This window comes from Bacteroides faecis MAJ27 (genome assembly GCF_900106755.1).
GTDB lineage: Bacteria > Bacteroidota > Bacteroidia > Bacteroidales > Bacteroidaceae > Bacteroides > Bacteroides faecis.
In genome coordinates this window covers 19,430-42,632 of record NZ_FNNN01000021.1, presented here as the reverse complement: position 1 = coordinate 42,632, position 23,203 = coordinate 19,430, and the positions used below count along the sequence as shown (strand labels likewise).

General features: G+C 43.2%; 24 protein-coding genes. 17 read left to right on the top strand and 7 right to left on the bottom strand.

Going from position 1 to position 23,203, the window contains the following annotated elements:
• Positions 1-656: 656 nt before the first annotated feature.
• From BLW31_RS17215 to BLW31_RS17190, 5 genes are all read left to right on the top strand, one after another.
• Complete coding sequence (locus tag BLW31_RS17215; RefSeq protein ID WP_029425509.1) at positions 657-1,343, top strand: sugar transferase; 687 nt, start codon at positions 657-659, stop codon at positions 1,341-1,343.
• A gap of 23 nt (positions 1,344-1,366) precedes the next feature.
• Positions 1,367-2,626: a DegT/DnrJ/EryC1/StrS family aminotransferase gene (locus tag BLW31_RS17210; RefSeq protein ID WP_010537680.1), complete on the top strand. Its 1,260-nt coding sequence runs from the start codon at positions 1,367-1,369 to the stop codon at positions 2,624-2,626.
• A gap of 542 nt (positions 2,627-3,168) precedes the next feature.
• Entirely contained in the window at positions 3,169-3,963 is a 795-nt protein-coding gene (locus BLW31_RS17200; protein ID WP_010537682.1) for a polysaccharide biosynthesis/export family protein, read from the top strand.
• Positions 3,964-3,975: 12 nt separating this feature from the next.
• Positions 3,976-6,423, top strand: a complete 2,448-nt coding sequence (locus BLW31_RS17195; protein WP_010537683.1) for a GumC family protein — start codon at positions 3,976-3,978, stop codon at positions 6,421-6,423.
• 87 nt (positions 6,424-6,510) lie between these two features.
• Complete coding sequence (locus BLW31_RS17190) at positions 6,511-6,744, top strand: DUF4248 domain-containing protein (RefSeq protein ID WP_008760682.1); 234 nt, start codon at positions 6,511-6,513, stop codon at positions 6,742-6,744.
• A gap of 71 nt (positions 6,745-6,815) precedes the next feature.
• Here the strand turns inward: BLW31_RS17190 and BLW31_RS17185 are convergent, their stop codons facing one another.
• The 4 genes from BLW31_RS17185 to BLW31_RS17170 all read right to left on the bottom strand — a co-directional run bounded on the left by BLW31_RS17185 (position 6,816) and on the right by BLW31_RS17170 (position 10,468).
• Positions 6,816-7,259, bottom strand: a complete 444-nt coding sequence (locus tag BLW31_RS17185) for an N-acetylmuramoyl-L-alanine amidase (RefSeq protein ID WP_010537684.1) — start codon at positions 7,257-7,259, stop codon at positions 6,816-6,818.
• 9 nt (positions 7,260-7,268) lie between these two features.
• On the bottom strand, positions 7,269-7,370 hold the full coding sequence (locus BLW31_RS24510; protein ID WP_022302409.1) for a smalltalk protein: 102 nt from the start codon (positions 7,368-7,370) through the stop codon (positions 7,269-7,271).
• Positions 7,371-7,397: 27 nt separating this feature from the next.
• Positions 7,398-7,889, bottom strand: coding sequence for an HU family DNA-binding protein (locus tag BLW31_RS17180; RefSeq protein WP_010537685.1), 492 nt, complete (start codon positions 7,887-7,889; stop codon positions 7,398-7,400).
• A gap of 251 nt (positions 7,890-8,140) precedes the next feature.
• On the bottom strand, positions 8,141-10,468 hold the full coding sequence (locus tag BLW31_RS17170) for a DUF3987 domain-containing protein (protein ID WP_029425510.1): 2,328 nt from the start codon (positions 10,466-10,468) through the stop codon (positions 8,141-8,143).
• A 156-nt stretch (positions 10,469-10,624) separates the two neighbouring features.
• On the opposite strand from BLW31_RS17170, the gene BLW31_RS17165 reads away from it, so the two are divergent.
• Positions 10,625-10,987 carry a hypothetical protein gene (locus BLW31_RS17165; protein ID WP_010537687.1) on the top strand — a complete coding sequence of 121 codons (363 nt, stop codon included), beginning with the start codon at positions 10,625-10,627 and terminating at the stop codon, positions 10,985-10,987.
• Positions 10,988-11,009: 22 nt separating this feature from the next.
• On the opposite strand, the gene BLW31_RS17160 is transcribed toward BLW31_RS17165, so the two are convergent.
• Genes BLW31_RS17160 through BLW31_RS17150 form a run of 3 tightly spaced genes read right to left on the bottom strand, consistent with a single transcriptional unit; the run spans position 11,010 to position 11,873 of the window.
• On the bottom strand, positions 11,010-11,267 hold the full coding sequence (locus tag BLW31_RS17160; protein WP_010537688.1) for a hypothetical protein: 258 nt from the start codon (positions 11,265-11,267) through the stop codon (positions 11,010-11,012).
• A gap of 8 nt (positions 11,268-11,275) precedes the next feature.
• The gene (locus BLW31_RS17155) at positions 11,276-11,635 is read right to left on the bottom strand and encodes a phage holin family protein (RefSeq protein WP_010537689.1); all 360 of its coding nucleotides are present in this window, start codon (positions 11,633-11,635) and stop codon (positions 11,276-11,278) included.
• Positions 11,636-11,663: 28 nt separating this feature from the next.
• Complete coding sequence (locus BLW31_RS17150) at positions 11,664-11,873, bottom strand: YtxH domain-containing protein (RefSeq protein ID WP_010537690.1); 210 nt, start codon at positions 11,871-11,873, stop codon at positions 11,664-11,666.
• Positions 11,874-12,074: 201 nt separating this feature from the next.
• On the opposite strand from BLW31_RS17150, the gene BLW31_RS17145 reads away from it, so the two are divergent.
• The 11 genes from BLW31_RS17145 (at position 12,075) to ruvX (ending at position 23,198) form a co-directional block, all read left to right on the top strand.
• Positions 12,075-12,845 (top strand): SDR family NAD(P)-dependent oxidoreductase, encoded by a 771-nt coding sequence (locus BLW31_RS17145; RefSeq protein ID WP_010537691.1) that lies wholly within the window; start codon positions 12,075-12,077, stop codon positions 12,843-12,845.
• Positions 12,846-12,962: 117 nt separating this feature from the next.
• A complete protein-coding gene (locus tag BLW31_RS17140) occupies positions 12,963-13,457 on the top strand; it encodes an SPOR domain-containing protein (protein WP_010537692.1) in 495 nt (164 codons plus the stop codon).
• Positions 13,458-13,707: 250 nt separating this feature from the next.
• On the top strand, positions 13,708-14,532 hold the full coding sequence (gene cysQ / locus BLW31_RS17135; protein ID WP_010537693.1) for a 3'(2'),5'-bisphosphate nucleotidase CysQ: 825 nt from the start codon (positions 13,708-13,710) through the stop codon (positions 14,530-14,532).
• 11 nt (positions 14,533-14,543) lie between these two features.
• On the top strand, positions 14,544-16,097 hold the full coding sequence (locus BLW31_RS17130) for an SLC13 family permease (protein WP_010537694.1): 1,554 nt from the start codon (positions 14,544-14,546) through the stop codon (positions 16,095-16,097).
• Between the two features lie 17 nt (positions 16,098-16,114).
• Entirely contained in the window at positions 16,115-16,720 is a 606-nt protein-coding gene (cysC, locus tag BLW31_RS17125; RefSeq protein ID WP_010537695.1) for an adenylyl-sulfate kinase, read from the top strand.
• Between the two features lie 8 nt (positions 16,721-16,728).
• Entirely contained in the window at positions 16,729-17,649 is a 921-nt protein-coding gene (gene cysD, locus BLW31_RS17120) for a sulfate adenylyltransferase subunit CysD (protein ID WP_255323267.1), read from the top strand.
• Positions 17,650-17,652: 3 nt separating this feature from the next.
• Positions 17,653-19,137 carry a sulfate adenylyltransferase subunit CysN gene (cysN, locus tag BLW31_RS17115; protein ID WP_255323266.1) on the top strand — a complete coding sequence of 495 codons (1,485 nt, stop codon included), beginning with the start codon at positions 17,653-17,655 and terminating at the stop codon, positions 19,135-19,137.
• 11 nt (positions 19,138-19,148) lie between these two features.
• A complete protein-coding gene (locus tag BLW31_RS17110) occupies positions 19,149-20,255 on the top strand; it encodes a cholesterol-responsive sulfotransferase (RefSeq protein ID WP_010537698.1) in 1,107 nt (368 codons plus the stop codon).
• An 18-nt stretch (positions 20,256-20,273) separates the two neighbouring features.
• Positions 20,274-21,242, top strand: a complete 969-nt coding sequence (locus BLW31_RS17105; protein WP_010537699.1) for a PCMD domain-containing protein — start codon at positions 20,274-20,276, stop codon at positions 21,240-21,242.
• A gap of 319 nt (positions 21,243-21,561) precedes the next feature.
• The gene (locus BLW31_RS17100; RefSeq protein WP_029425511.1) at positions 21,562-22,707 is read left to right on the top strand and encodes an OmpA family protein; all 1,146 of its coding nucleotides are present in this window, start codon (positions 21,562-21,564) and stop codon (positions 22,705-22,707) included.
• 74 nt (positions 22,708-22,781) lie between these two features.
• Complete coding sequence (ruvX, locus tag BLW31_RS17095; RefSeq protein WP_008760699.1) at positions 22,782-23,198, top strand: Holliday junction resolvase RuvX; 417 nt, start codon at positions 22,782-22,784, stop codon at positions 23,196-23,198.
• The last annotated feature ends 5 nt before the right edge of the window (positions 23,199-23,203 follow it).

The following is a 23,203-nucleotide window of genomic DNA, read 5'->3' as shown; positions in this document are numbered from 1 at the left end:
GTGGAGTCATGGGTTCTGAAGTCTTCTGAAGGGGGGGAGCAGGTTGGACTTAGAAACACAAGTTTGTTTGTCGTAATGGAATTGTTGCAAAAAATGTCTTATCTATAATAAAATTCATAAATAAAACGAGGGATAACTCCGATAAGCGTCCAATTTTGATGTCCTAACTTAAAAGCATAAAATGATGACCTTGGCTATTGGATAAAAAACGATGACATTACGTGTATTTCAAGTGATTTGATTGGTGACACATTCAATTCTTAACCTCTTCCAGATACGGATTTTTCAACCAGCGAGATTATCACTCAAACAGATTTTTTTAATTTAATAAGCTAGGAAGTTATTGGTTCATTTCAAAGTAAATTAAGTGTTTGGTTGGCTGACAGTCATCCACTAAGAGGTGAATTGTTGACGAAGGCTTCCTGTTGTTTTTATATCTAAATACATGGTATTTCAGTTTTGGAATTCTTTAATAAATTCTTTAAAGAAATAGTAATGAATTATTGGTGTTATGAAAATCTCTTACCGATGACTATAGGTTTAAAACAAAAATAAAATTTAAAAAACAATGTCCATTTTGATATTTATATATGTAGAAAGTTCTGAGAAGTACTTTCCAATACATTATATATCTAGATTGGACGCTAATGTAAAAAATGTTTTCAAAATATCTTTTTGACCGAATAGTAGCGTTTTTCGGCTTATTATTTTTATGGCCTTTATTGTTAATCGTAGCTCTGTTGATTAAAAAACAAATGCCTGGTCCTGTGCTGTTTGTACAGAAACGAGTGGGTAAAGGAGGAAAAGTGTTTAATTGCCATAAGTTTCGTTCAATGAAAGTGGATCATGGTGGTTCTACAGTTAGTGTTGCAGGTGAAACTCGTATAACACCATTAGGTTCAAAACTTCGTAAATATAAAGTAGATGAGTTACCTGGATTATGGGATGTTTTTATCGGAAAGATGAGCTTTGTGGGACCTCGTCCGGATGTTCCGGGATATGCGGATCTGTTGGAAGATTCTGATAGAGATGTATTGAAGCTTCGTCCGGGAATTACGGGACCTGCCTCTCTTAAATATCGAGATGAAGAAGAAATGATAGCACAGTTTGTTGGAAAGGTAAAAAAAAGAGATTTGTCTATACTCAATCAATACAAAGAGGTAGACTTTACGAGAATGACTGATGAACAAATTGCTATTTGGTATAACGACAATATTATTTATCCAGATAAAGTACGCATAAACTGTTATTATTATCATAATTACAGTTTTATAAAAGATATTCAAATGATTTTTGCTACCATTTTGGGTAAGCGGATACAGTATGCTGGTGAAATAATTTAAAAATAAATAAAGCTAATAGACCTATGGAAGAAAGAAAAACAATTTATCTCTGTCTTGCTCACATGAGCGAAGGGGGCATCGAACAAAAATATGTAAAGGAAGCATTTGATACAAATTGGGTGGTTCCTTTGGGGCCTAATGTGAACGCTTTCGAAGAAGATTTGAAAAACTTTGTAGGTGGAAAAAATGAAGTTGTGGCACTTTCGTCAGGAACAGCAGCAGTGCATTTGGCTTTGCTAGCTTGTGGTGTGAGACCGGGCGATGAGGTGTTAGTGCAAAGTTTTACATTCTGTGCTTCTTCACATCCGATAACATATCTTGGTGCAACGCCTGTATTTGTAGATTCGGAACCTGATACTTGGAATATGGATCCGGATTTGTTGGAGGAAGCGATCAAGGATCGTATTGCTAAAACTGGCAATAAACCGAAGGCGATTGTGCCTGTAGCTTTATATGGTATGCCTTATAACTGTACACGCATCATGGAAATAGCTAACTGTTATGATATACCCGTGGTCGAGGATGCTGCTGAAGGATTTGGTTCGAAGTTTGCTGGTCGTGTTTTAGGTACTTTCGGCAAGTTTGGAGTGTTGAGTTTCAATGGAAATAAAATGATTACAACTTCTGGAGGTGGCGCATTAGTCTGTGAAAATGCAGAACTCAAAAATAAGATTATGTGGTATGCTACTCAGGCTCGTGAGGCTTATCCTTACTACCAACATGAGGAAATTGGTTATAATTACCGTATGTCGAATATTTGCGCAGGTGTTGGTCGTGGTCAGATGACGGTGGTGAATGCTCATATAGCGCACCATAAGCATGTACAGGCTCTCTATGAGGAACTATTGGCGAATGTTCCGGGAGTAACTGTACACAAACAACCAGCTACAGGAGAGTATGATTCAAACTTTTGGCTTTGCACCATCATCTTAGATCCTTCTATCAAAATCAAGGGTCAGGAGAATGTTTACAAAGAGGTTATTAAAACTGCCGTGGGAGGTGCTGCTGGAGTAATTCATGTAGTGGATTGCCCGACTACAGACTGTCAACCGAACGATAATGTGGAGGCACTACGCGTATTCATGCTTTCGAAGCGGATTGAGGTACGTCCGGTATGGAAACCGATGCATAAGCAGCCGGTATACAAAGATGTTCCTGCATACGTGAATGGAGTATCGGAGGCTGTTTTTAAGGTCGGTATGTGTTTGCCTGCTGGTCCGTATGTGACGGATGATGATGTACGTTATATTGTGGAGAGTATCAAGGAGGCTATTGTAAAATAATGGAGATGCTACCTGTTTCTGTTTGGATTTTCTGCCGATATCTTTTCATTCTAAGAAAACCCAACAGATTGCCTAATAACTGATAACAATGAAATTAGATAAAAACTATTAGGAAAACTCTTTGAACAAGTGGTGAAAAATCCACGTTTACATTACTTCCTCGACTTACGTACTTTATCTGCTGGTATCAGCCAAAAATAGAAATGCTTATTCATCGACATGCAAAGACAGCAGAAACTGTAATATGTCTTGTTGCTAAATTAGAAGAAATTATCTATGAAATATCTATATGAAACAGCTTTCTGTTATGATGATGTGATAAGACAAAAAAGTTCTGAAGAAGTTTTACATCAAATACTATCTCCTTTAGAAGGTAAATTAGATATCCAAATACCTGAAGGAGGTATGGGTATACATAAATGTTATAGCGTCTTCTGTTATTTTTGAAGTAAAAGATGGGTATATAATGAATCGAGGAATGCTACTGATAAAAAGGAATTGAGTTTTAATAGGATAAAATAAAAGCAATAGAAAGAAATATTATGAATGGAATGAAACAATTAATCTATTACGTATTGGCAGCTTTTCTATTAACAGCCTGTCAGTCTTACAAAAAAGTGCCTTACCTACAGGATGCTGAAGTGGTATTGTATAGTACTCAAGATGCGCAACTATATGACGCAAAGATTATGCCAAAGGATTTGTTAACCATTGTAGTTTCGTGCACCAGTCCTGAATTGGCAGTACCTTTCAATTTGACTGTTGCAACACAGAATAATATGGCCTTGAATTATGCTACCACTCAGCCGGTCCTACAGCAATATCTAGTGGATAATGACGGTAATATAAATTTCCCTGTACTGGGGGAACTCCATGTAGGCGGACTGACCAAGAAGGCGACCGAACAGATGATCGTAGAAAAACTGAAACCTTATATAACGGAATCCCCTATTGTAACGGTCCGTATGGTGAATTATAAGATTTCTGTGATTGGTGAGGTTGCCCGTCCCGGTACATTTACTATTTCTAATGAAAAGGTGAATGTCTTAGAAGCTTTGGCTATGGCAGGAGATATGACTGTATATGGTCTGCGTGATGATGTTAAACTTATACGAGAGAATGCCAATGGCAAACAGGAAATTATTCCTTTGGATCTGAATAAAGCGGAGACTATCCTTTCTCCTTATTATTATTTGCAGCAGAATGATATTATTTACGTAACTCCGAATAAGGCAAAAGCTCGAAATTCAGATATCGGTACTAGTACGAGCTTGTGGTTCTCTGCTACTTCTATCCTTGTGTCGATTGCCAGTTTGTTGTTTAATATCCTGAAATAAAAAGAAAGAGTTATGAAAGAAGAAAAACAATATGAGAAAGGTCATGTCACTAGTGAAGAACAGATAGATTTTCAGGCGTTACTTTTTAAATATATTATCCATTGGCCTTGGTTTGTAACGGCAGTGTTACTATGTCTTGTTGCTGCATGGCTTTATCTGCATTGGGCTACACCTATTTATAATATTTCAGCTACTGTTCTTATAAAAGATGAGAAGAAAGGTGGAGGTGTAGGACTCTCTTCGGAATTGGAGGATATGGGCTTAAGCGGTCTGATGACTTCCTCCAAAAATATTGACAATGAGTTGGAGGTTTTACGTTCTAAAACGCTTGTGAAAGAGGTTGTTAATCAATTAAATCTGTATATAACTTATGCAGATGAGGATGAATTCCCAGCTAAAGGTTTATATAAGACGTCTCCGGTACAAGTGAGTTTGACACCTCAGGAGGCTGAGAAACTAAGCTCTCCGATGGTAGTGGAAATGACACTGCAACCTAAGGGTAGTATGGATGTGAACGTGACTGTAGGTGAGAAAGGATATCAGAAGCATTTTGAAAAGTTGCCTGCCATTTTTCCGACTGATGAAGGTACACTGGCTTTCTTTCAGGAAGCGGATTCGGTAGCTTTGCAGGATGGGACGAAAGTATCTCGAATAGAGAAGAATGTACGTCATATAACTGCGACTATCAACAAACCGATGAAAGTGGCAAAAAGCTATTGTAAAAGCCTGTCTATTGCGCCTACTTCCAAAACTACTTCTGTGGCTGTGATTTCATTGAAGAACTCCAGTTTGCAGCGTGGGCAGGATTTCATCAACCAATTACTGGAAATGTATAATCGCAATACGAATAATGATAAGAATGAAATTGCTCAGAAAACAGCTGAGTTTATTGATGAACGTATTAGTATTATTTCAAAAGAATTGGGAAGTACAGAAGCGGATTTAGAGACTTTTAAGCGTGATGCGGGTATCACAGATTTGACGAGTGAAGCTCAGATTGCTTTGGCCGGTAATGCTGAATATGAAAAGAAGAGCGTGGAGAATCGTACTCAAATCAGTTTGGTAAATGACCTTCGTAAATATATGCAAGGTAATGAATATGAAGTATTGCCGAGTAATGTGGGTTTACAGGATGCTGCCTTGATTGGTGCGATTGAACGCTATAATGAAATGTTGGTGGAACGTAAACGTCTGTTACGTACATCAACTGAAAATAACCCAACTATTGTGAATCTGGATACGAGCATCCGTGCTATGAAAGCCAATGTACAGGCTACCCTTGAAGGAACTTTGCAGGGATTGATGATCACTAAATCAAACCTAGACCGTGAAGCGAGCCGCTACTCTCGTCGTATCAGTAATGCTCCGGGGCAGGAACGAGCTTATGTAAGTATTGCCCGCCAGCAAGAGATTAAAGCAGGCTTGTATCTGATGTTGTTACAGAAACGCGAAGAGAATGCGATCGCGCTAGCTGCTACAGCGAATAATGCAAAGATTATTGATGAAGCGATAGCTGATGATATTCCAGTGTCTCCCAAGCGATCTATGATCTATTTGATTGCATTGGTGTTAGGTATTGGAATCCCTGTTGGCATCATCTACCTGATTGACCTGACGAAATTCAAAATCGAAGGTCGTGCCGATGTAGAGAAGCTAACGACTGTCCCTGTTGTCGGTGATATTCCATTGACAGACGAAAAGAATGATAAAAATGGTTCTATTGCGGTATTTGAGAATAAGAACAATCTGATGAGTGAGGTTTTCCGTAATGTTCGAACCAATCTTCAGTTTATGCTCAATAATGACCAGAAGGTTATCCTTGTGACCTCGACCGTTAGTGGAGAAGGAAAATCGTTTGTTTCGGCAAACCTGGCTATCAGTCTTTCTCTTTTGGGAAAGAAAGTGGTGATTGTCGGTCTTGATATTCGTAAGCCGGGACTTAATAAGGTATTCCAGCTTTCGAACAGGGAAAAAGGTATTACCCAATATCTTTCCAATCCTGAAACGGATTTGATGGAACTGGTACAGCCTTCGGATATCAATAAGAACCTATATATCCTTTTGGGTGGCACTGTTCCTCCTAATCCGACCGAACTGCTGGCTCGTAACGGACTGGACAAGGCCATAGAAACCTTGAAGAAGCACTTCGACTATGTAATAATGGATACTGCCCCTATCGGTATGGTAACCGATACCTTATTGATAGGCCGTGTAGCTGACTTGTCCGTCTACGTATGCCGTGCCGACTATACTCATAAAGCCGAATATACATTGATCAATGAGTTGTCTATTGAGAAGAAACTTCCTAATCTTTGTACCGTAATCAACGGTGTGGACTTGAAAAAGAGAAAATACGGTTATTACTACGGCTACGGCAAGTACGGTAAGCACTACGGCTATGGCAAACGCTATGGTTACGGCTATGGATATGGTCAGACCAAAAGTGAAAGAAAAGACTAGTAATTTTGAAATAAATATGAAAAAAACGTTGAAAAAGGATGATTTATTTTGTATCTTTATAGCTTATAAACCAAGCATAAAGATACAATGAATCAACCAGATTTTGTAGTGAAATGCTACAATAAACAAGACTTAGCCCAAATGTATTTTCCTGATATAACAGTTCGCGCTTCAGTAAATAAACTTCGTCGTTGGATGCGTAGATGTCAGCCATTAATGGATGAGATACTTTCTACGGATTTTCATCCGAAAACGAAAGCTTTTTCTGTGCGGGAAGTAAGGTTGATTACTTACTATTTGGGTAAGCCGGGAGATTTATAATCTCAAAATCCTTTTATTATTCATCACAATGACTACGGGAGGCAGCACTTTCGCTATCTCCCGCAGTTTTTTTATAACCCTGAATATTCCTTTTTCGGATCAAAGCAAGGACATGCTTTATGAATCGAGGCACTAAGCTGATAATGTCCCGCTATCTGCGCCTCCGGATACTGATGCCTGAGAATCGTCAGCAGATCGATCAGGGCAAAACGCTGCGCGGCAGTTCTTGTATCCGCCGGTTTGCCATCTTCATTCAGTCCGCCTTCATAGCAGATTCCGATACTATGCCTGTTGAATCCACGCACATGAGCACCCATCTCAGAGATGGGACGGCAATGGTGAAGAACTCCGTCACGGGTAATATAAAAATGGTAACCGATATCAAGAAAGCCCCGTTGCAAATGACATTCGCGAAGCTGTTCTACACTGAAGCGAACATTGCAGCGCGTAGCGCTGCAATGAATCACCAACAACTTAATCTCTCTGGGGAGATACTCATCTTTAGAACTTTCCATACGGATGTATTACAGATGAGCCGCACAGGACGTTACTCCGAGAGCAGAAATGATAGACGTTGCAATTGTCACAATGAACTGAAGAATATTCTTCCAAACTTGTTTTTTCATACGATTTAAATTTTAATGATTAATCAATTAAACGGTCGGGTCCGGTGCTTCTTCGTCGTCACCTGAGCCATCTGTATTTCCGCCTTTTCCATCGTCCGGCAGCGGTTCGTCTCCCGAATCAGTTTTGCCGTCACTCTTATACAGTGCGAAGTCCAGCGTTTTACACAACTTGCGGAGATCACTTCCCGGATAGAAAAGCACTTTACCTTTCTCGATACACGATGCTTTGAATTCCTTCTCCGTTGCGGTAGCCGTTGCCGTCTTGAGACTCATGCGGAAATTCCCCAGATCGCCCATCTGAACGATATTCCCTTCATCCAGTACATTGACGATTTCGAGCAGAAACTCACCGATACAGCCTTCCAGCTCTCCTTTGGAGTACGAGGAACGTTCCGTAATACGCTTGCAGACTTCCTTAACGGTAACTTTGCGTCCGCTGCGTGCCACTGCATAATACTTGGGTGCTTCACTAGGTTTCAACAGGTTCTTGCGAGCCATAACAACATAATTCTGTGCCATAATTTTTAATACTTATTACTTAATACTTATTACCTGTAACCGATTACTTAGCAAAGATACTACATGAGCAAGTGCTCGTGATGTGCAGTGACGCACACAGACGCACTGATAAAAGGAAAAAACATTGAGAAGATTGTATTGAATCTTCCCAATGTTTGCATCCGATCATTGAGACGTTTTTTTCAAACTTCCCAATGTTTTCAGGGAGTCTTCAAAAGGACAAAAGGACCAAAAGGACAGATAGGACTATTTTATGAGATCTTCTGATACTTCCCATGAGATATCTTATTGATTTTGACGTCAATGAGCGATTTCAACAGTCTGCTGATCTTGCGGCGGCTGAAATCGTATTTTACGCCAATCTGTATTGCTTCTTCGGTAGTGAATGTTTCCGGCAACTCGCCGATGAACTTTCGTGTACTGTTCGGATCTTTCAACGGATGGAACTGGGGAGACGGCATGGAAGACAATAATAGCCTGCTATGCTCATAACAGCAGAGAACGATCTGGAGAGAGCGCTCGAAATCTACATCCTTACAATAGATATCCGGTGCGCCATCATTCGCCTCGAACTGGCGGATGCGTGCCTGGATCATGCTGATGCGCATCACAAGACAGGCATACCGCTTGACTACGGCCTGAAGGTCATCGTTACCTTCCAGAACCACTTCGGCAAGCAGCTTGGAAAACGTATGATTCAGATAATCCCATTGAGAACGGCTGAAGTGAAACAATACAGGATGATTCTCACAGAAATGATAAAGTTCGAAAACACGATGGGCAAGCGGCTTGAAAGACTCTTCGAGCGAGATACTGTCATCTCCCATGGGCTTCCACTTCGGAATGCTGCGGAAAGTGTAGAGCATGATACGGCTCGGAAGTCCTTTTTCCGAAGTCTCTATCAGTGAAGCCATCTGACTCGGGGTGCCGGTGAGGAACATGGCAAGCATGGGAAAACGGATATAAATGGGGGTTAAGCCATTGATCTTGAAAGCGGAATCAATATTCTCATGCTCGAATGCCTTGCGGAGCATATCGTCAAAGTTACCGCAATCCAGATGATTGGCTGTAGCCAGCGTCTGCGCCTCGGTATCGAATATGATGCTTCCTTGCGGGCCGTTGTCCCGCATCTGGATTTGCATACGGCTGTAGCTGGTAGTGGCAGGGAGAAAAAGCATTTTGTAAGCCGGTTTTTCCGGCTCTTCGGGACACTCTTTATGTTCCTTTTTCTTATAAGTACAGTCCAGTTTCCATTGGGTGTATTTATGGTTATAAATTTTCTGCTGAAGTTCGCTATTGGAAAGTATCCAGTCGTGGACCTCTTCCAGCAGATAACGTCCTGTTTGCGCAATGCTCTTGTTGCTTCCGGCGGGGGCAATGCCGAAACTGTAGAAATGGGGCGAATACTTTTTGTGATTATAGATGCCGAATGTGGCGGGCAGTACGGAACTCAATGCGGTGAGGTTGGAGAGAAAGGAAAGATCCTGTTCACGATCACCTTCCTCTTCGAGGATACATTCGTTCAGCAGATCGGGCAGATATTTGTACACGCTCTTGGGAAAACAGGGCGTTTTTTTTCTGAATTCTTCGCCTTGCCAATATGCTTCATCTGCTTCATAGACGTTTTCGGATGGGCTATATGTCGCTTTTGTCATTTTGTCCTTATGAGGAGAAGAGCAAAGCGGAGAGGCGGAGACATGTGGGGTAGAGGTAACTTTTTGGTAACCAGATTGTAGGATGCTCCTGATTTCCTGAGCGGGAAAGTCGGAGTGCTCAAAATAAACCGTAATCCCGCGTAATATGCTTTCTTGCGAATACCTTCTCCGGCAAGCTTCGCAGGCGAGTTTAAACAGATTGGTGTGTCGTTGCCCGGCAGTCAATGGATTTAAGAAAATGTAGGACGAAAGGAACAAGCTGACTTCCTCTTCCGAGAAGTTCTCTGAGGTTTCGCTTGTTTTTGCCGGTAGCGGAGGAGAGGGGAGGTTTTCTGCTGTCGGCTGGAACGGTTGTGTTTCCACAGCCGCTTCCAGAACGAATGACTGATAAAGACTGGCTACGTATCCGTCCGGTGAATAGGTGAAATAACACAGGCGGCTTTCGTCTTTACAGGCGGGATCGCTGGTAAGGCCGGTCAGCTGGTCGTAGTAACGGCTGACCAGTAGCTGCCCTTCCCGGTGACGGCCTTCGATGCCTTCCACATAGGCGAAGATTTTCACGCCGTCCGTAGGGCTTTCCAGAGCAGCTACGGTATGAGGGTCGGCAGCGCAAAGACGGATGATCTCCAGCCGGTTGGGAACGTGGTCGTAGTCGAGCCCGATAATGTGACTGGGCAGCCGGAAATTTCGGATGGCATGCGCTCCGTCGAAAGTGCCGGCAGGGGTGAAGCAGGGGAGCTGGCTTTTTATTTTTTGTGCCGCTTCATGGTCTCCCTCCTGATGATACCGCCGGATCGCCTGAATGATGGAGGCATAAACCGGATGGATACACATAAAGATGACTTCGAGAAAAGACATGACTTTTGGTTTTTTAGAATACACGTTTTCGTAAACGGAAACTTTAATTTCTTCGAGTACTTTCATTTGATTTTGAAGTTTTAGAATTACTTTTGCACCCGCTATCGGGATAACGGGTGCAAAGGTAAAGAATACGGATTTGGAGGCGGTTTCATAGGTTGAAACAGGTTGAATAACCAAATATAAATCTATTTTTTATAAATATTTAAACAAAGAGCAAACATGACAAAAGAAAACAATCATGGACCTTATGAGTTTTTGGGAAATATGGTAGTGAGTTTAATGAATGTCGATCCGTCAGTATCCATCTCTTTTCTGGAGACGGAAATACATGTTTCCAGAAGGGATGTGTGTGCCATGCGGCAAGGGAAAGACTTACACCTCTATCAATATGTGCGCGTGATGAACTGTATCATGGATGAGATACATCTGGAAATTCTGTTGAATGTATTGTTGAAGGAACTGAAAACGGTATTGACAGCCCATTGTGACTTGGTGATTGGTACAGTTCCTCACCGGCCTTATGGAAACAGTCAGCCGGCAGAGTGGATGGTGGTAATGAAATGGGACGGGGTAAGAGGCTGATTGGATTGTCTTACCCTGAATGTTATCTCAGCTTCCGGAAGTAGGCGCGTATTTTCTTCATGATCTTGATGCCCATCACTACTCCGTCAAAGATAGCCATACCGGTATTGAACGAACGCATGAGCGAATCCGCCTTATTGGTGGCGGGCGCAAGCGGAGCGAATATCTCACGGGTGGTAGCTGTCATGGCTCGTTTCTGGGCATGAATCTCGTTCAAGAGCTTCTTTTTGCGTTGAGTAATCTCTTCTAATGTAATTTTGGCAGGTGTTTGCGCACTCATAACTTAAATTATTTTGAATCGTTTAAAAATAAGTTGGCGAGGAAGTTTACCATGGGAGAGATGATAAGCTGCTTGCGGAAAATAATGACTAAAGCCATAATCAGGACATTGATACCGGCTATAATGGCGAAACTTACCATGAGTCCGCCTACTAAAGGCTCCAGTACATAAGCCAGAGCAAATAACAGATAAAACAGGGCCACCATGCCGAGGATAATAAGTACTACAATCATGATCAACGTAGAAAGAAGTATGGTTAACTTCTCCGTCAATTCTAATTTGGTGTATTCCTTCTGAAGTTCCAGATACTTTTTGAACTCAAAAAACAACTGTTGAAAGTTCTCAATACTCTTATCGTCTGCAAACATGGTCGCTCTGTTTTAGTCCTTTACTTACTTATTCTCCTATTTCTCCTTTAATTTCAGCTGCAATTTCATCAACGAGATTATCCATCTCGTTGCGATTCAGCTTGATTCCTTTTTTACGAAGAATTTCTGCGATCTTGTGACGGGTATCTTCTCCTTTTTCAGGAGCAAACAAAATACCAAGGGCTGCGCCTACGGCTGCACCACCCAAAAAAGCTGCTAATACATTTAATCCTTTCATAATTTATACTGTTTAAAATGATTATGATACAACAAATATAACATTTTTCTTAAAAGGTTGTTCGCAAAAGCAAGAAAAAAGTACTCTCTTTTTATCATTCTTGATTTCTTTTATGGTTTAATCTTATTTAACTAGACTTTTGGACTAACAAATGGGACTTAAGGCGTACTTTTGTCATTCAATATTGTAATTCAGAACATAATGAAAGCAAAGATTGTTTTTATAACCGGAGCAAGCAGCGGAATAGGGCAGGGATGCGCGCGCAAATTTGCGAAGGAAGGATGGAACCTGATTTTGAATGCCCGCACCGTTTCGAAGCTGGAAGAACTGAAGGAGGAGCTGGAAAAGGCATATGGAGTACAGGTCTGTGTGCTGCCTTTTGACGTCCGCGACCGGAAACAGGCTGCTGCCGCATTGGAAGCATTGCCGGAAGAATGGAAATCGATCGATGTATTGGTGAATAATGCCGGACTGGTGATCGGAGTAGACAAGGAGTTCGAAGGCAGTCTGGATGAATGGGATATCATGATCGATACGAATATAAGAGGTCTGCTGGCCATGACGCGCCTGGTTGTTCCCGGCATGGTGGAGCGCGGACGCGGACACATTATTAATATAGGCTCTATCGCCGGAGATGCCGCTTATCCCGGAGGCAGTGTTTACTGTGCTACCAAAGCTGCCGTGAAGGCACTTTCGGACGGACTCCGGATAGACTTGGTGGATACTCCGCTGCGGGTGACGAATATCAAACCGGGCATGGTAGAAACAAACTTTACAGTAGTACGTTATCGTGGCGACAAGCAGGCGGCTGACAATTTTTACAAAGGGATACGTCCGCTGACCGGAGACGATGTGGCCGAAACGGTGTATTATGCAGCTTCGGCTCCCGCGCATATTCAGATTGCAGAGGTGCTTTTGATGCCAACTTATCAGGCAACAGGCACTATTTCTTATAAGAAGAAGGCAGAATAGACGTTTTTTCGCCGGATTTCTTTGCCGGATGATAAAATTTCTATTATTTTGTTGCCCGAAAACTAAATGTGAACGAACAAGATTATTGAATTATTAATTAAATACAGAGTATTGGATATGAAAAAATTGGTCGTATTAGGAATGGGAGTATGCATGGTGCTTGCGTTTGCATCTTGTAAATCCAGTGAGAGCGCCTATAAAAAAGCTTACGAGAAAGCAAAACAGCAAGAATTGGCAGAACCGCAGGTGGAAGCTCCGGTAGAAGTGACTCCAGTAGTTGCAGCTCCTGTGACAACACCTAAGGCTACAGATACAACCGGCGTTCGTCAGGAAAAGGTTACAGTTGTTTCCGGAACGGACGGACTGAAAGATTACAGCGTAGTAGTGGGCAGCTTTGGCGTGAAGGCAAATGCGGAAGGCTTGAAAGACTGGTTGGACGGTCAGGGTTACAACGCTACAATTGCGTTCAATGCAGAAAAAGCAATGTACCGTGTGATTGTAAGCTCATTCGCTGATAAAGCGGCTGCTATCGATGCACGTAATGCATTCAAGGCTAAATACCCGAGTCGCACAGACTTCCAGGGAGCTTGGTTGCTGTATCGCATTTATTGATTTCTTTTTGGTAATATATATCGGGATGAATGAATTATTTTCCCGAAATAAGAAGGCGGTAACTGGGAAGTTACTGCTTTTTTGTTGCACAATGTAAATTCGTTTTTTAGAAATTTTTATCATTCTACTAAAAGAAGTTATAAATAGCAGGTGGGAAACTTTTATAGCAAAGAAAGTTTTTACTTTTGTCAACTCTTATCTTGGAGGATTTATTGCCTTAGTGTAAAAGAGGTTTTAATAATGAAATTGAATGGAACAGAAATATGTAATGGCTGCTATCGATGCAGCGTTGAAAGCAGGTGAAAAAATCCTTTCTATCTATGAAGATCCGAAGTCGGATTTTGAAATAGAGAGGAAGGCGGATAACTCTCCCTTAACGATAGCAGACAGAAAAGCCCATGAGGCGATTGTTGCCATTTTGAATGAAACTCCTTTTCCGGTTCTTAGTGAAGAAGGAAAGCATATGGACTATGCGGTGCGGCGTGATTGGGATACTTTATGGATTGTAGACCCGCTGGACGGAACGAAGGAGTTCATCAAGCGTAACGGAGAATTTACGGTAAATATAGCTTTGGTGAAGAATGCTGTACCTGTAATGGGTGTTATTTACGTGCCCGTAAAAAAAGAACTTTATTTTGCAGTGGAAGGGACAGGTGCCTATAAGTGTTCCGGCATTGTCGGTCTGGAAGACGGGGGAGTGACCCTGCAACAGATGATTGGGAAATCGGAACGGATGCCATTGGCGGATGCGCGCGACCATTTTATTGCTGTCGCTTCCCGTTCGCACCTGACGCCTGAAACAGAAACATATATTGCAGACTTAAAAAAGAAACACGGCAGTGTGGAACTGATATCGAGCGGAAGTTCTATTAAAATCTGCCTGGTTGCCGAAGGAAAGGCGGATGTCTATCCGCGTTTTGCTCCGACGATGGAGTGGGATACGGCTGCCGGACATGCGATAGCCCGTGCCGCGGGAATGGAAGTGTATCAGGCTGGAAAAGAGGAACCTTTGCGATACAACAAAGAGGATCTGCTGAATCCGTGGTTTATTGTTGAAGCAAAAAGAGAACACTAATTAATGTTTATATGACATTCGAAATTGTATTTGTACTATTATCCTTATTAGGAATGATGGCTGCCCTGATCGCAGATAAGATGCGACCGGGCATGGTGCTCTTTTCGGTAGTGGTTTTATTCCTGTGTGCCGGCATTCTGACTCCGAAAGAAATGCTCGAGGGCTTCAGTAATAAAGGGATGATTACCGTTGCCCTGTTGTTCCTGGTAAGTGAGGGTATCCGTCAGTCGGGTACATTGGGGCAGGTGATCAAAAAACTGCTTCCGCAGGGAAAAACGACGGTGTTTAAGGCACAGTTGCGTATTCTGCCTTCGGTAGCATTCATTTCTGCTTTTCTGAATAATACTCCGGTTGTAGTCATCTTTGCCCCGATCATCAAGCATTGGGCGAAATCGGTAAAGCTTCCGGCCACCAAGTTCCTGATTCCTCTTTCTTATGTGACCATTCTGGGTGGTATCTGTACGCTGATCGGTACTTCTACCAATCTGGTTGTGCACGGCATGATTCTGGAAGCCGGCTATGAAGGCTTCACCATGTTCGAACTGGGAAAGGTCGGCATCTTCATTGCCATTGCCGGTATCATATATCTTTTCATTTTCTCCAAACGGCTCTTGCCCGATGCACGTCCGGATACGGCTGTGCCCGATGAAGAAGTGGAGGAAGGAGAGAAGCTGCATCGTGTAGAAGCTGTATTGGGAGCCCGTTTCCCCGGTATCAACAAGAAACTGAGTGATTTCAATTTCCAGCGTCACTATGGTGCGGAAGTGAAAGAGATCAAAACACGTAACGGTCAGCGCTATGTCGATCATCTGGAGGATGTAGTGCTCCGTGAGGGTGATACGCTTGTGGTGATGGCGGATGATACGTTTATCCCGACTTGGGGAGAATCTTCGGTATTCGTGCTGCTTACCAACGGCAATGATCCGGATACTTCGGGAAAGAAGAAGCGCTGGCTGGCGCTGATCTTGCTGGTATTGATGATTGTCGGTGCTACGGTGGGCGAACTGCCGGCAACCAAAGAGATGTTTCCCGATATCAAGCTGGATATGTTTTTCTTTGTCTGCATTACTACTATTATCATGGCGTGGACCAATATTTTCCCTGCCCGTAAATATACCAAATATATTTCGTGGGATATTCTGATTACGATTGCCTGCGCGTTTGCCATCAGTAAGGCTATGGTGAACTCCGGTGTGGCCGATTGTGTGGCAGGATTTATCATCGGTTTGAGTGACGATTACGGACCGCATGTATTACTTGCTATATTGTTTGTCATCACGAATTTATTTACGGAACTGATCACGAACAATGCGGCAGCGGCTCTGGCATTCCCCTTGGCACTGTCTATCTCGGCACAGTTGGGCGTAAGTCCGACTCCTTTCTTCGTCGTGATCTGTATGGCTGCGTCTGCCAGCTTCTCCACACCGATCGGTTATCAGACGAATTTGATTGTGCAGGGTATCGGCAACTACAAGTTTACGGATTTTGTCCGTATCGGTCTGCCGCTCAATATTATCACTTTCTTAATCTCTGTTATCCTGATCCCGTTGATCTGGAACTTTTAAATAAACATAATTTATAAATGGAAGAAAAGAATCATATATATCCGATCTTTGACCGCATGATGACGCGGAAGGACAAAGAAGAACTTCTGGGACAGCACAGCGTGATGATCTGGTTTACAGGTCTGAGCGGATCGGGAAAAAGCACGATTGCGATTGCATTGGAGCGCGAGCTCCATAAGCGCGGATTGCTTTGCCGTATTCTGGACGGCGACAATATCCGCAGCGGTATCAATAACAATCTGGGCTTCTCCGAAACCGACCGTGTGGAGAACATCCGTCGTATCGCCGAAGTCTCCAAACTGTTTCTGGACAGCGGTATCATTACGATTGCGGCATTTATCAGCCCTAATAATGATATCCGTGAAATGGCGGCGAATATTATCGGAAAGGATGATTTTCTGGAAGTTTTCGTAAGTACTCCGCTGGAAGAATGCGAAAAGCGGGATGTGAAAGGGCTGTATGCCAAGGCACGCAGAGGGGAAATTCAGAATTTCACCGGAATTTCTGCACCGTTTGAAGTGCCCGAACATCCGGCGTTGTCATTGGATACTTCGAAGCTGAGTCTGGAAGAGTCGGTCAATCGTCTGTTGGAGATGGTGTTGCCGAAAATAGAAAAGAAATAAATGAAGAAATCTCAAAAAAGATGGAAGAATATAAACTGAGCCATTTGAAAGAACTCGAAGCCGAGTCAATTCATATCATCCGCGAGGTGGCGGCGGAATTTGAGAATCCGGTGATGCTGTACAGCATCGGAAAAGATTCTTCGGTGATGGTGCGCTTGGCTGAAAAAGCGTTTTATCCGGGAAAAGTTCCCTTCCCGTTGATGCATATCGATTCGAAGTGGAAGTTTAAGGAAATGATCCAGTTCCGCGACGAATATGCCAAAAAATATGGCTGGAACCTGATTGTGGAAAGTAATATGGAAGCGTTTCATGCAGGGGTAGGACCTTTCACGCATGGAAGCAAGGTACATACGGACCTGATGAAGACGCAGGCATTGCTGCATGCGCTGGATAAATATAAATTTGATGCCGCATTCGGCGGCGCTCGTCGTGACGAAGAGAAATCGCGTGCCAAGGAACGTATCTTCTCTTTCCGTGATAAATTCCACCAGTGGGACCCGAAAAATCAGCGTCCTGAATTGTGGGATATCTACAACGCCCGTGTGCACAAGGGAGAAAGTATCCGTGTGTTCCCGATCAGTAACTGGACGGAACTGGATATCTGGCAATATATTCGCCTGGAGAATATCCCGATTGTTCCGCTATATTATGCTAAAGAGCGTCCTGTGATCAATCTGGATGGTAATATCATTATGGCGGATGATGAACGTCTGCCGGAAAAATACCGTGACCAGATCGAGATGAAGATGGTGCGTTTCCGTACATTGGGCTGCTGGCCGTTGACAGGCGCGGTAGAGAGCAGTGCGGCTACCATTGAAGAGATCGTGGAAGAGATGATGACAACTACCAAGAGCGAGCGTACTACCCGTGTGATCGACTTCGATCAGGAAGGAAGTATGGAGCAGAAGAAACGTGAAGGGTACTTTTAAGCAATTAAAAATCAGAGACTAAAAATGGAAATGGATAATAAGCTGGATATAAAGGCTTTTCTGGACAAAGATGAACAGAAGGACTTGCTGAGACTGTTGACCGCCGGTTCGGTAGATGACGGAAAATCGACTTTGATCGGACGTCTGTTGTTCGACAGTAAGAAACTGTACGAAGATCAGCTGGATGCATTGGAACGTGACAGTAAGCGCGTAGGGAATGCAGGCGAACATATAGACTATGCTTTGTTGCTCGATGGCTTGAAAGCGGAGCGTGAACAGGGAATCACGATTGACGTGGCTTACCGTTACTTCTCTACCAATGGCCGTAAATTTATCATTGCGGATACTCCGGGACACGAACAGTATACACGTAATATGATTACCGGTGGCTCTACGGCCAATCTGGCAATTATTCTGGTAGATGCCCGCACCGGTGTCATCACTCAGACACGTCGCCATACATTTCTGGTATCTTTGCTGGGCATTAAACATGTGGTGCTGGCTGTCAATAAGATGGACCTGGTGGACTTTTCTGAAGAACGGTTCAATGAAATCGTAGCGGAATACAAGAAGTTTGTAGAACCATTGGGTATTCCGGATGTGAACTGTATTCCTCTTTCTGCACTGGACGGAGATAACGTAGTAGACAAGTCCGAACGTACGCCGTGGTATAAAGGAATCTCTTTGCTGGACTTCCTCGAAACAGTACAGATCGATAATGACCATAACTTCACGGATTTCCGTTTTCCCGTACAGTATGTGCTGCGCCCGAATCTTGATTTCCGCGGCTTCTGTGGTAAAGTAGCATCGGGTATCGTACGCAAAGGAGATACAGTCATGGCACTGCCTTCCGGAAAGACTTCCAAAGTGAAGAGCATCGTGACGTATGACGGCGAACTGGAGTATGCTTTCCCGCCGCAGTCGGTTACGCTGACACTGGAGGACGAGATCGACGTCTCCCGCGGTGAAATGCTGGTGCACCCGGATAACCTGCCGGTGATCGACCGTAACTTTGAAGCAATGATGGTATGGATGGATGAAGAACCGATGGATATCAATAAATCCTTCTTTATCAAGCAGACGACCAACTTAAGCCGTACCCGTATCGACGCGATCAAATACAAAGTGGATGTCAACACGATGGAGCATCTTTCCATTGACAATGGACAACTGACAAAGGACAATTTGCCATTGCAGCTCAATCAGATCGCCCGCGTTGTGCTGACTACTGCCAAGGAGCTTTTCTTTGATCCTTATCAGAAAAATAAATCTTGCGGTTCGTTTATTCTGATCGATCCGATTACGAACAATACTTCTGCCGTAGGTATGATTATCGACCGGGTAGAAATGAAAGATATGGCCGCCACAGACGATATCCCCGTACTGGATCTGTCGAAGCTGGACATCGCTCCGGAACATCACGCTGCCATAGAGAAAGCCGTGAAGGAACTGGAACGCCAGGGACTCTCCATAAAAGTGATTAAATAAAATGTAGAACGATGGGATTATTAGAATTTAATAAACTTCCGATTAATACGTTGGTAGGTGCCGACTGGAAAACGTTTAAGGCGATCACTGCCGGTCGTGATATTGATGCTGCTTATAAAGGGAAGTATCGGTTGACTAAAGCGGTGTGCCGCCTGCTTTCTCCGCTGGCTGCATTGCAGGATAGACGTTACGAAAAGTTGCTGGCAAATCAACCGCTCGAACATGATCCGGTATTCATTCTGGGACATTGGCGGAGTGGAACGACTTTTGTACATAACGTATTTTCTTGCGATAAGCATTTTGGCTATAATACGACTTACCAGACTGTATTCCCGCATCTGATGATGTGGGGACAGCCTTTCTTCAAGAAGAATATGAGCTGGCTGATGCCGGACAAACGTCCGACTGATAATATGGAACTGGCTGTGGATCTTCCTCAGGAGGAAGAGTTTGCCTTGTCGAACATGATGCCTTATACCTATTATAACTTCTGGTTCCTGCCTAAATATCAACAGGAATATGCGGACAAGTATCTGCTGTTTGATGATATCAGCGACGAGGAACTGAAAGTATTTGAAGAGGTATTCACGAAATTGATCAAGATTTCTTTGTGGAACACCAAGGGTACGCAATTTCTCAGCAAGAACCCTCCTCATACGGGCAGGGTGAAAGAACTGGTGAAAATGTTCCCGAACGCCAAGTTTATCTACCTGATGCGTAACCCGTATACGGTATTTGAATCTACACGCAGTTTCTTTACAAATACCATCCAACCCCTGAAACTGGAAGATATCAGCAATGAACAATTGGAGGAGAATATCCTTTCTATCTATGCAAAGCTGTATCATAAGTATGAATCGGATAAGAAATACATTCCCGAAGGCAACCTGATCGAAGTGAAGTTTGAAGACTTCGAAGCGGACGCGATGGGAATGACGGAGAATATTTATCAGTCACTTTCTATCCCCGGCTTCGCCGAAGCACAAGGAGATATCGCGAAATATGTCGGCGGCAAGAAGGGATACAAGAAGAATAAATATAAATATGACGACCGGACAATTCGATTGGTAGAAGAAAACTGGGATTTTGCTTTGAAACAATGGGATTATAATTTATAAAAGAAAGGATAAGTATTGATGATTAAGAAAATGGTTCATCGCCTGTTTCTGACAGGCTTCGTTGCATTTTTTTCTTCCTTGTCTTTGATGGCGCAGCCTAAAGTGGAAATGGTCCCCTTCGGGGATATGGACCAGTGGGTAGACCGCCAGATAAAAGAGTCGGGGATTATCGGGGGAAATACGAAGAATGTATATGCGATAGGTCCGACGAGCGTGGTCAAGGGAGATCAGGTGTATAAGAATATGGGTGGCTCGCCGTGGGCGACGTCAAACGTGATGGCGAAAGTAGCGGGTATTACCAAAACGAATACGTCGGTTTTCCCGGAAAAGCGGGGAGATGGTTACTGCGCACGTCTAGATACACGTATGGAAAGTGTGAAGGTATTGGGACTTGTCAATATTACCGTATTGGCCGCCGGCTCTATCTTTACGGGATCTGTGCACGAACCGATCAAGGGCACCAAGAACCCACAGAAAATGCTGCAGACCGGGATTCCGTTTACAAAGAAACCGGTCGCTCTCCAGTTTGACTATAAAGTGAAGATGTCCGGCAGGGAAAACCGTATTCGTGCTACCGGTTTCAGTAAAATTACAGATGTAGCGGGCAAGGATTATCCGGCTGCTATTTTATTTTTGCAGAAACGCTGGGAAGATGCCGACGGAAATGTTTATGCCAAGCGCATCGGAACGTTGGTGACTTATTACTATCACTCTACCGACTGGAAGAATAATGCCACGTATGAAATTATGTATGGAGACATCACCAGCCGTCCCGAATATAAACCTCATATGATGCGTCTGCAGGTGACGGAGAACTATACAGTCAACAGTAAAGGTGAGAGTGTGCCTATCCATGAAGTAGGATGGGGAGATGAAAATGACGAACCGACTCACCTGTATATTCAGTTTACAGCCAGCCACGGCGGAGCTTACATCGGCTCACCCGGAAATTCATTATGGGTGGATAATGTAAAACTGGTATATTGATAATGTAACGGAAAAAGGAAGGATAACCAATGATAATCGATATCATTGGTTATTTTTTTTGCTTTTGTTTTTCTTTCAAAAATGTTGGCTAAGACGGCTGTAGCCTATCTAACACTTTTATCATCTCATATAAATATCATGGGGAAATGTTTTTTTACGAGTTTTTTTGCGTGTATTACAATAAATTTCTATATTTGCACTAAATTTATAGAAAAAGGGTGGAGATTTATATCTCTTTAGTATTAAGATTTAGAGCCTGTAGAGTTGTTGTTATAGCGTAACACAAACTGCATTATATTATTTACTAAAATAAATTGAGATGAAAAAGGGTTTATTGTTTATTTTAATGGTAGGGGCTTCTGTGTGCCTGTCTGCTCAGGAAAAAGGAAAAACAGAAGGTAAAGCCTACACTGTAGAAACTAATCGTTTTGGGGCCAATTGGTTCATTAGTGGTGGCGTTGGTGGTCAAATGTACTTTGGCGACAACGACGGTAAAGCGGATTTCGGAAAACGCATTGCTCCGGCACTTGATATTGCCGTAGGTAAATGGTTTACTCCGGGTATCGGATTGCGTGTAGCATACAATGGTCTTCAAGCTAAGGGAGCTGCTCCCAGCGCCAGTGCCTTGTATACAAAGGGGGGGACTTACTCTAATGGCTACTACAAGCAGAAATGGAACATGGCTAACTTCCACGGTGATGTTCTTTTCAACCTTTCTAACATGTTCTGCGGTTACAACGAAGACCGTCTTTACTCATTCATTCCTTACGTAGGTGCGGGTGTGGCTCTTTCCTGGTCAGAACCTCATCAGCAAAACTTGGGTATCAACGCTGGTTTGATCAACCGTTTCCGTGTATCGGACGCTTGGGATATCAACCTTGAATTGCGTGGCCTTTTGATGAAGGATGCATTCGGCGGAACTTCTAAAGAAGGTATGGCCGGTGTAACTGTGGGTGTAACTTACAAATTCAAGAAACGCGGATTCAACGCTGTTCCTACTGTACCGATGGTACCGGAAAGCCAGTTGGACGACATGAGAAACAGAATGAACTCTCTGAAGAGTGAAAACGAATCTCTGAAACGTGACCTGGTTGAAGCACGCAACAAGAAGCCGGAAGTTATCGTGAAGAAAGAAGGCGGTTTCGTTCCGCGTCTGGTAGTTGTATTCAACATTGGCAAGAGCAACATCAGCAAGAGAGAATACATGAACATCGAAGCTATGGCTAAGGGTATCAAGGCTAATCCGGAAAAGACATTTACTGTTACAGGATATGCTGACAAGGGTACCGGTTCTGCTGAATACAACATGAAGTTGAGCAAGAAGAGAGCTGAAGCTGTACGTGACTTGATGGTAAACGAATTTGGTGTACCTGCTTCTCAACTGAAGGTTGATTACAAGGGTGGTGTAGGCAATATGTTCTACGACGACGCTAAGTTGAGCCGTGTTGCTATCGTGGAAGAATAATCCAGATTTGAAATAATAGAATAAAAAAGACGTTTCCTTTCGCGGGAAGCGTCTTTTTTGTATTTTTGTACCCCATGAGCAGAATAGTAGCTATAGATTATGGAAGGAAGCGTACGGGAATAGCCGTAAGCGATACGTTGCAACTGATTGCAAACGGACTGACCACGGTGCCTACACACGAACTTTTGAATTTTATCGGTGAGTACGTGGCAAAGGAACCGGTAGAGCGGATCATCATAGGATTGCCCAAACAGATGAATAATGAAGCGTCGGAAAATATGAAGAACATCGAACCCTTTGTCCGTTCATTGAAGAAACGCTTTCCGGAGCTTCCTGTAGAATATGTGGACGAGCGTTTTACGTCCGTTCTCGCGCATCGCACCATGCTGGAGGCGGGGCTGAAAAAGAAGGACCGGCAGAATAAAGCACTGGTGGATGAGATAAGCGCGACTATTATTCTGCAAACATATTTGGAGAGTAAACGTTTTTAATAATA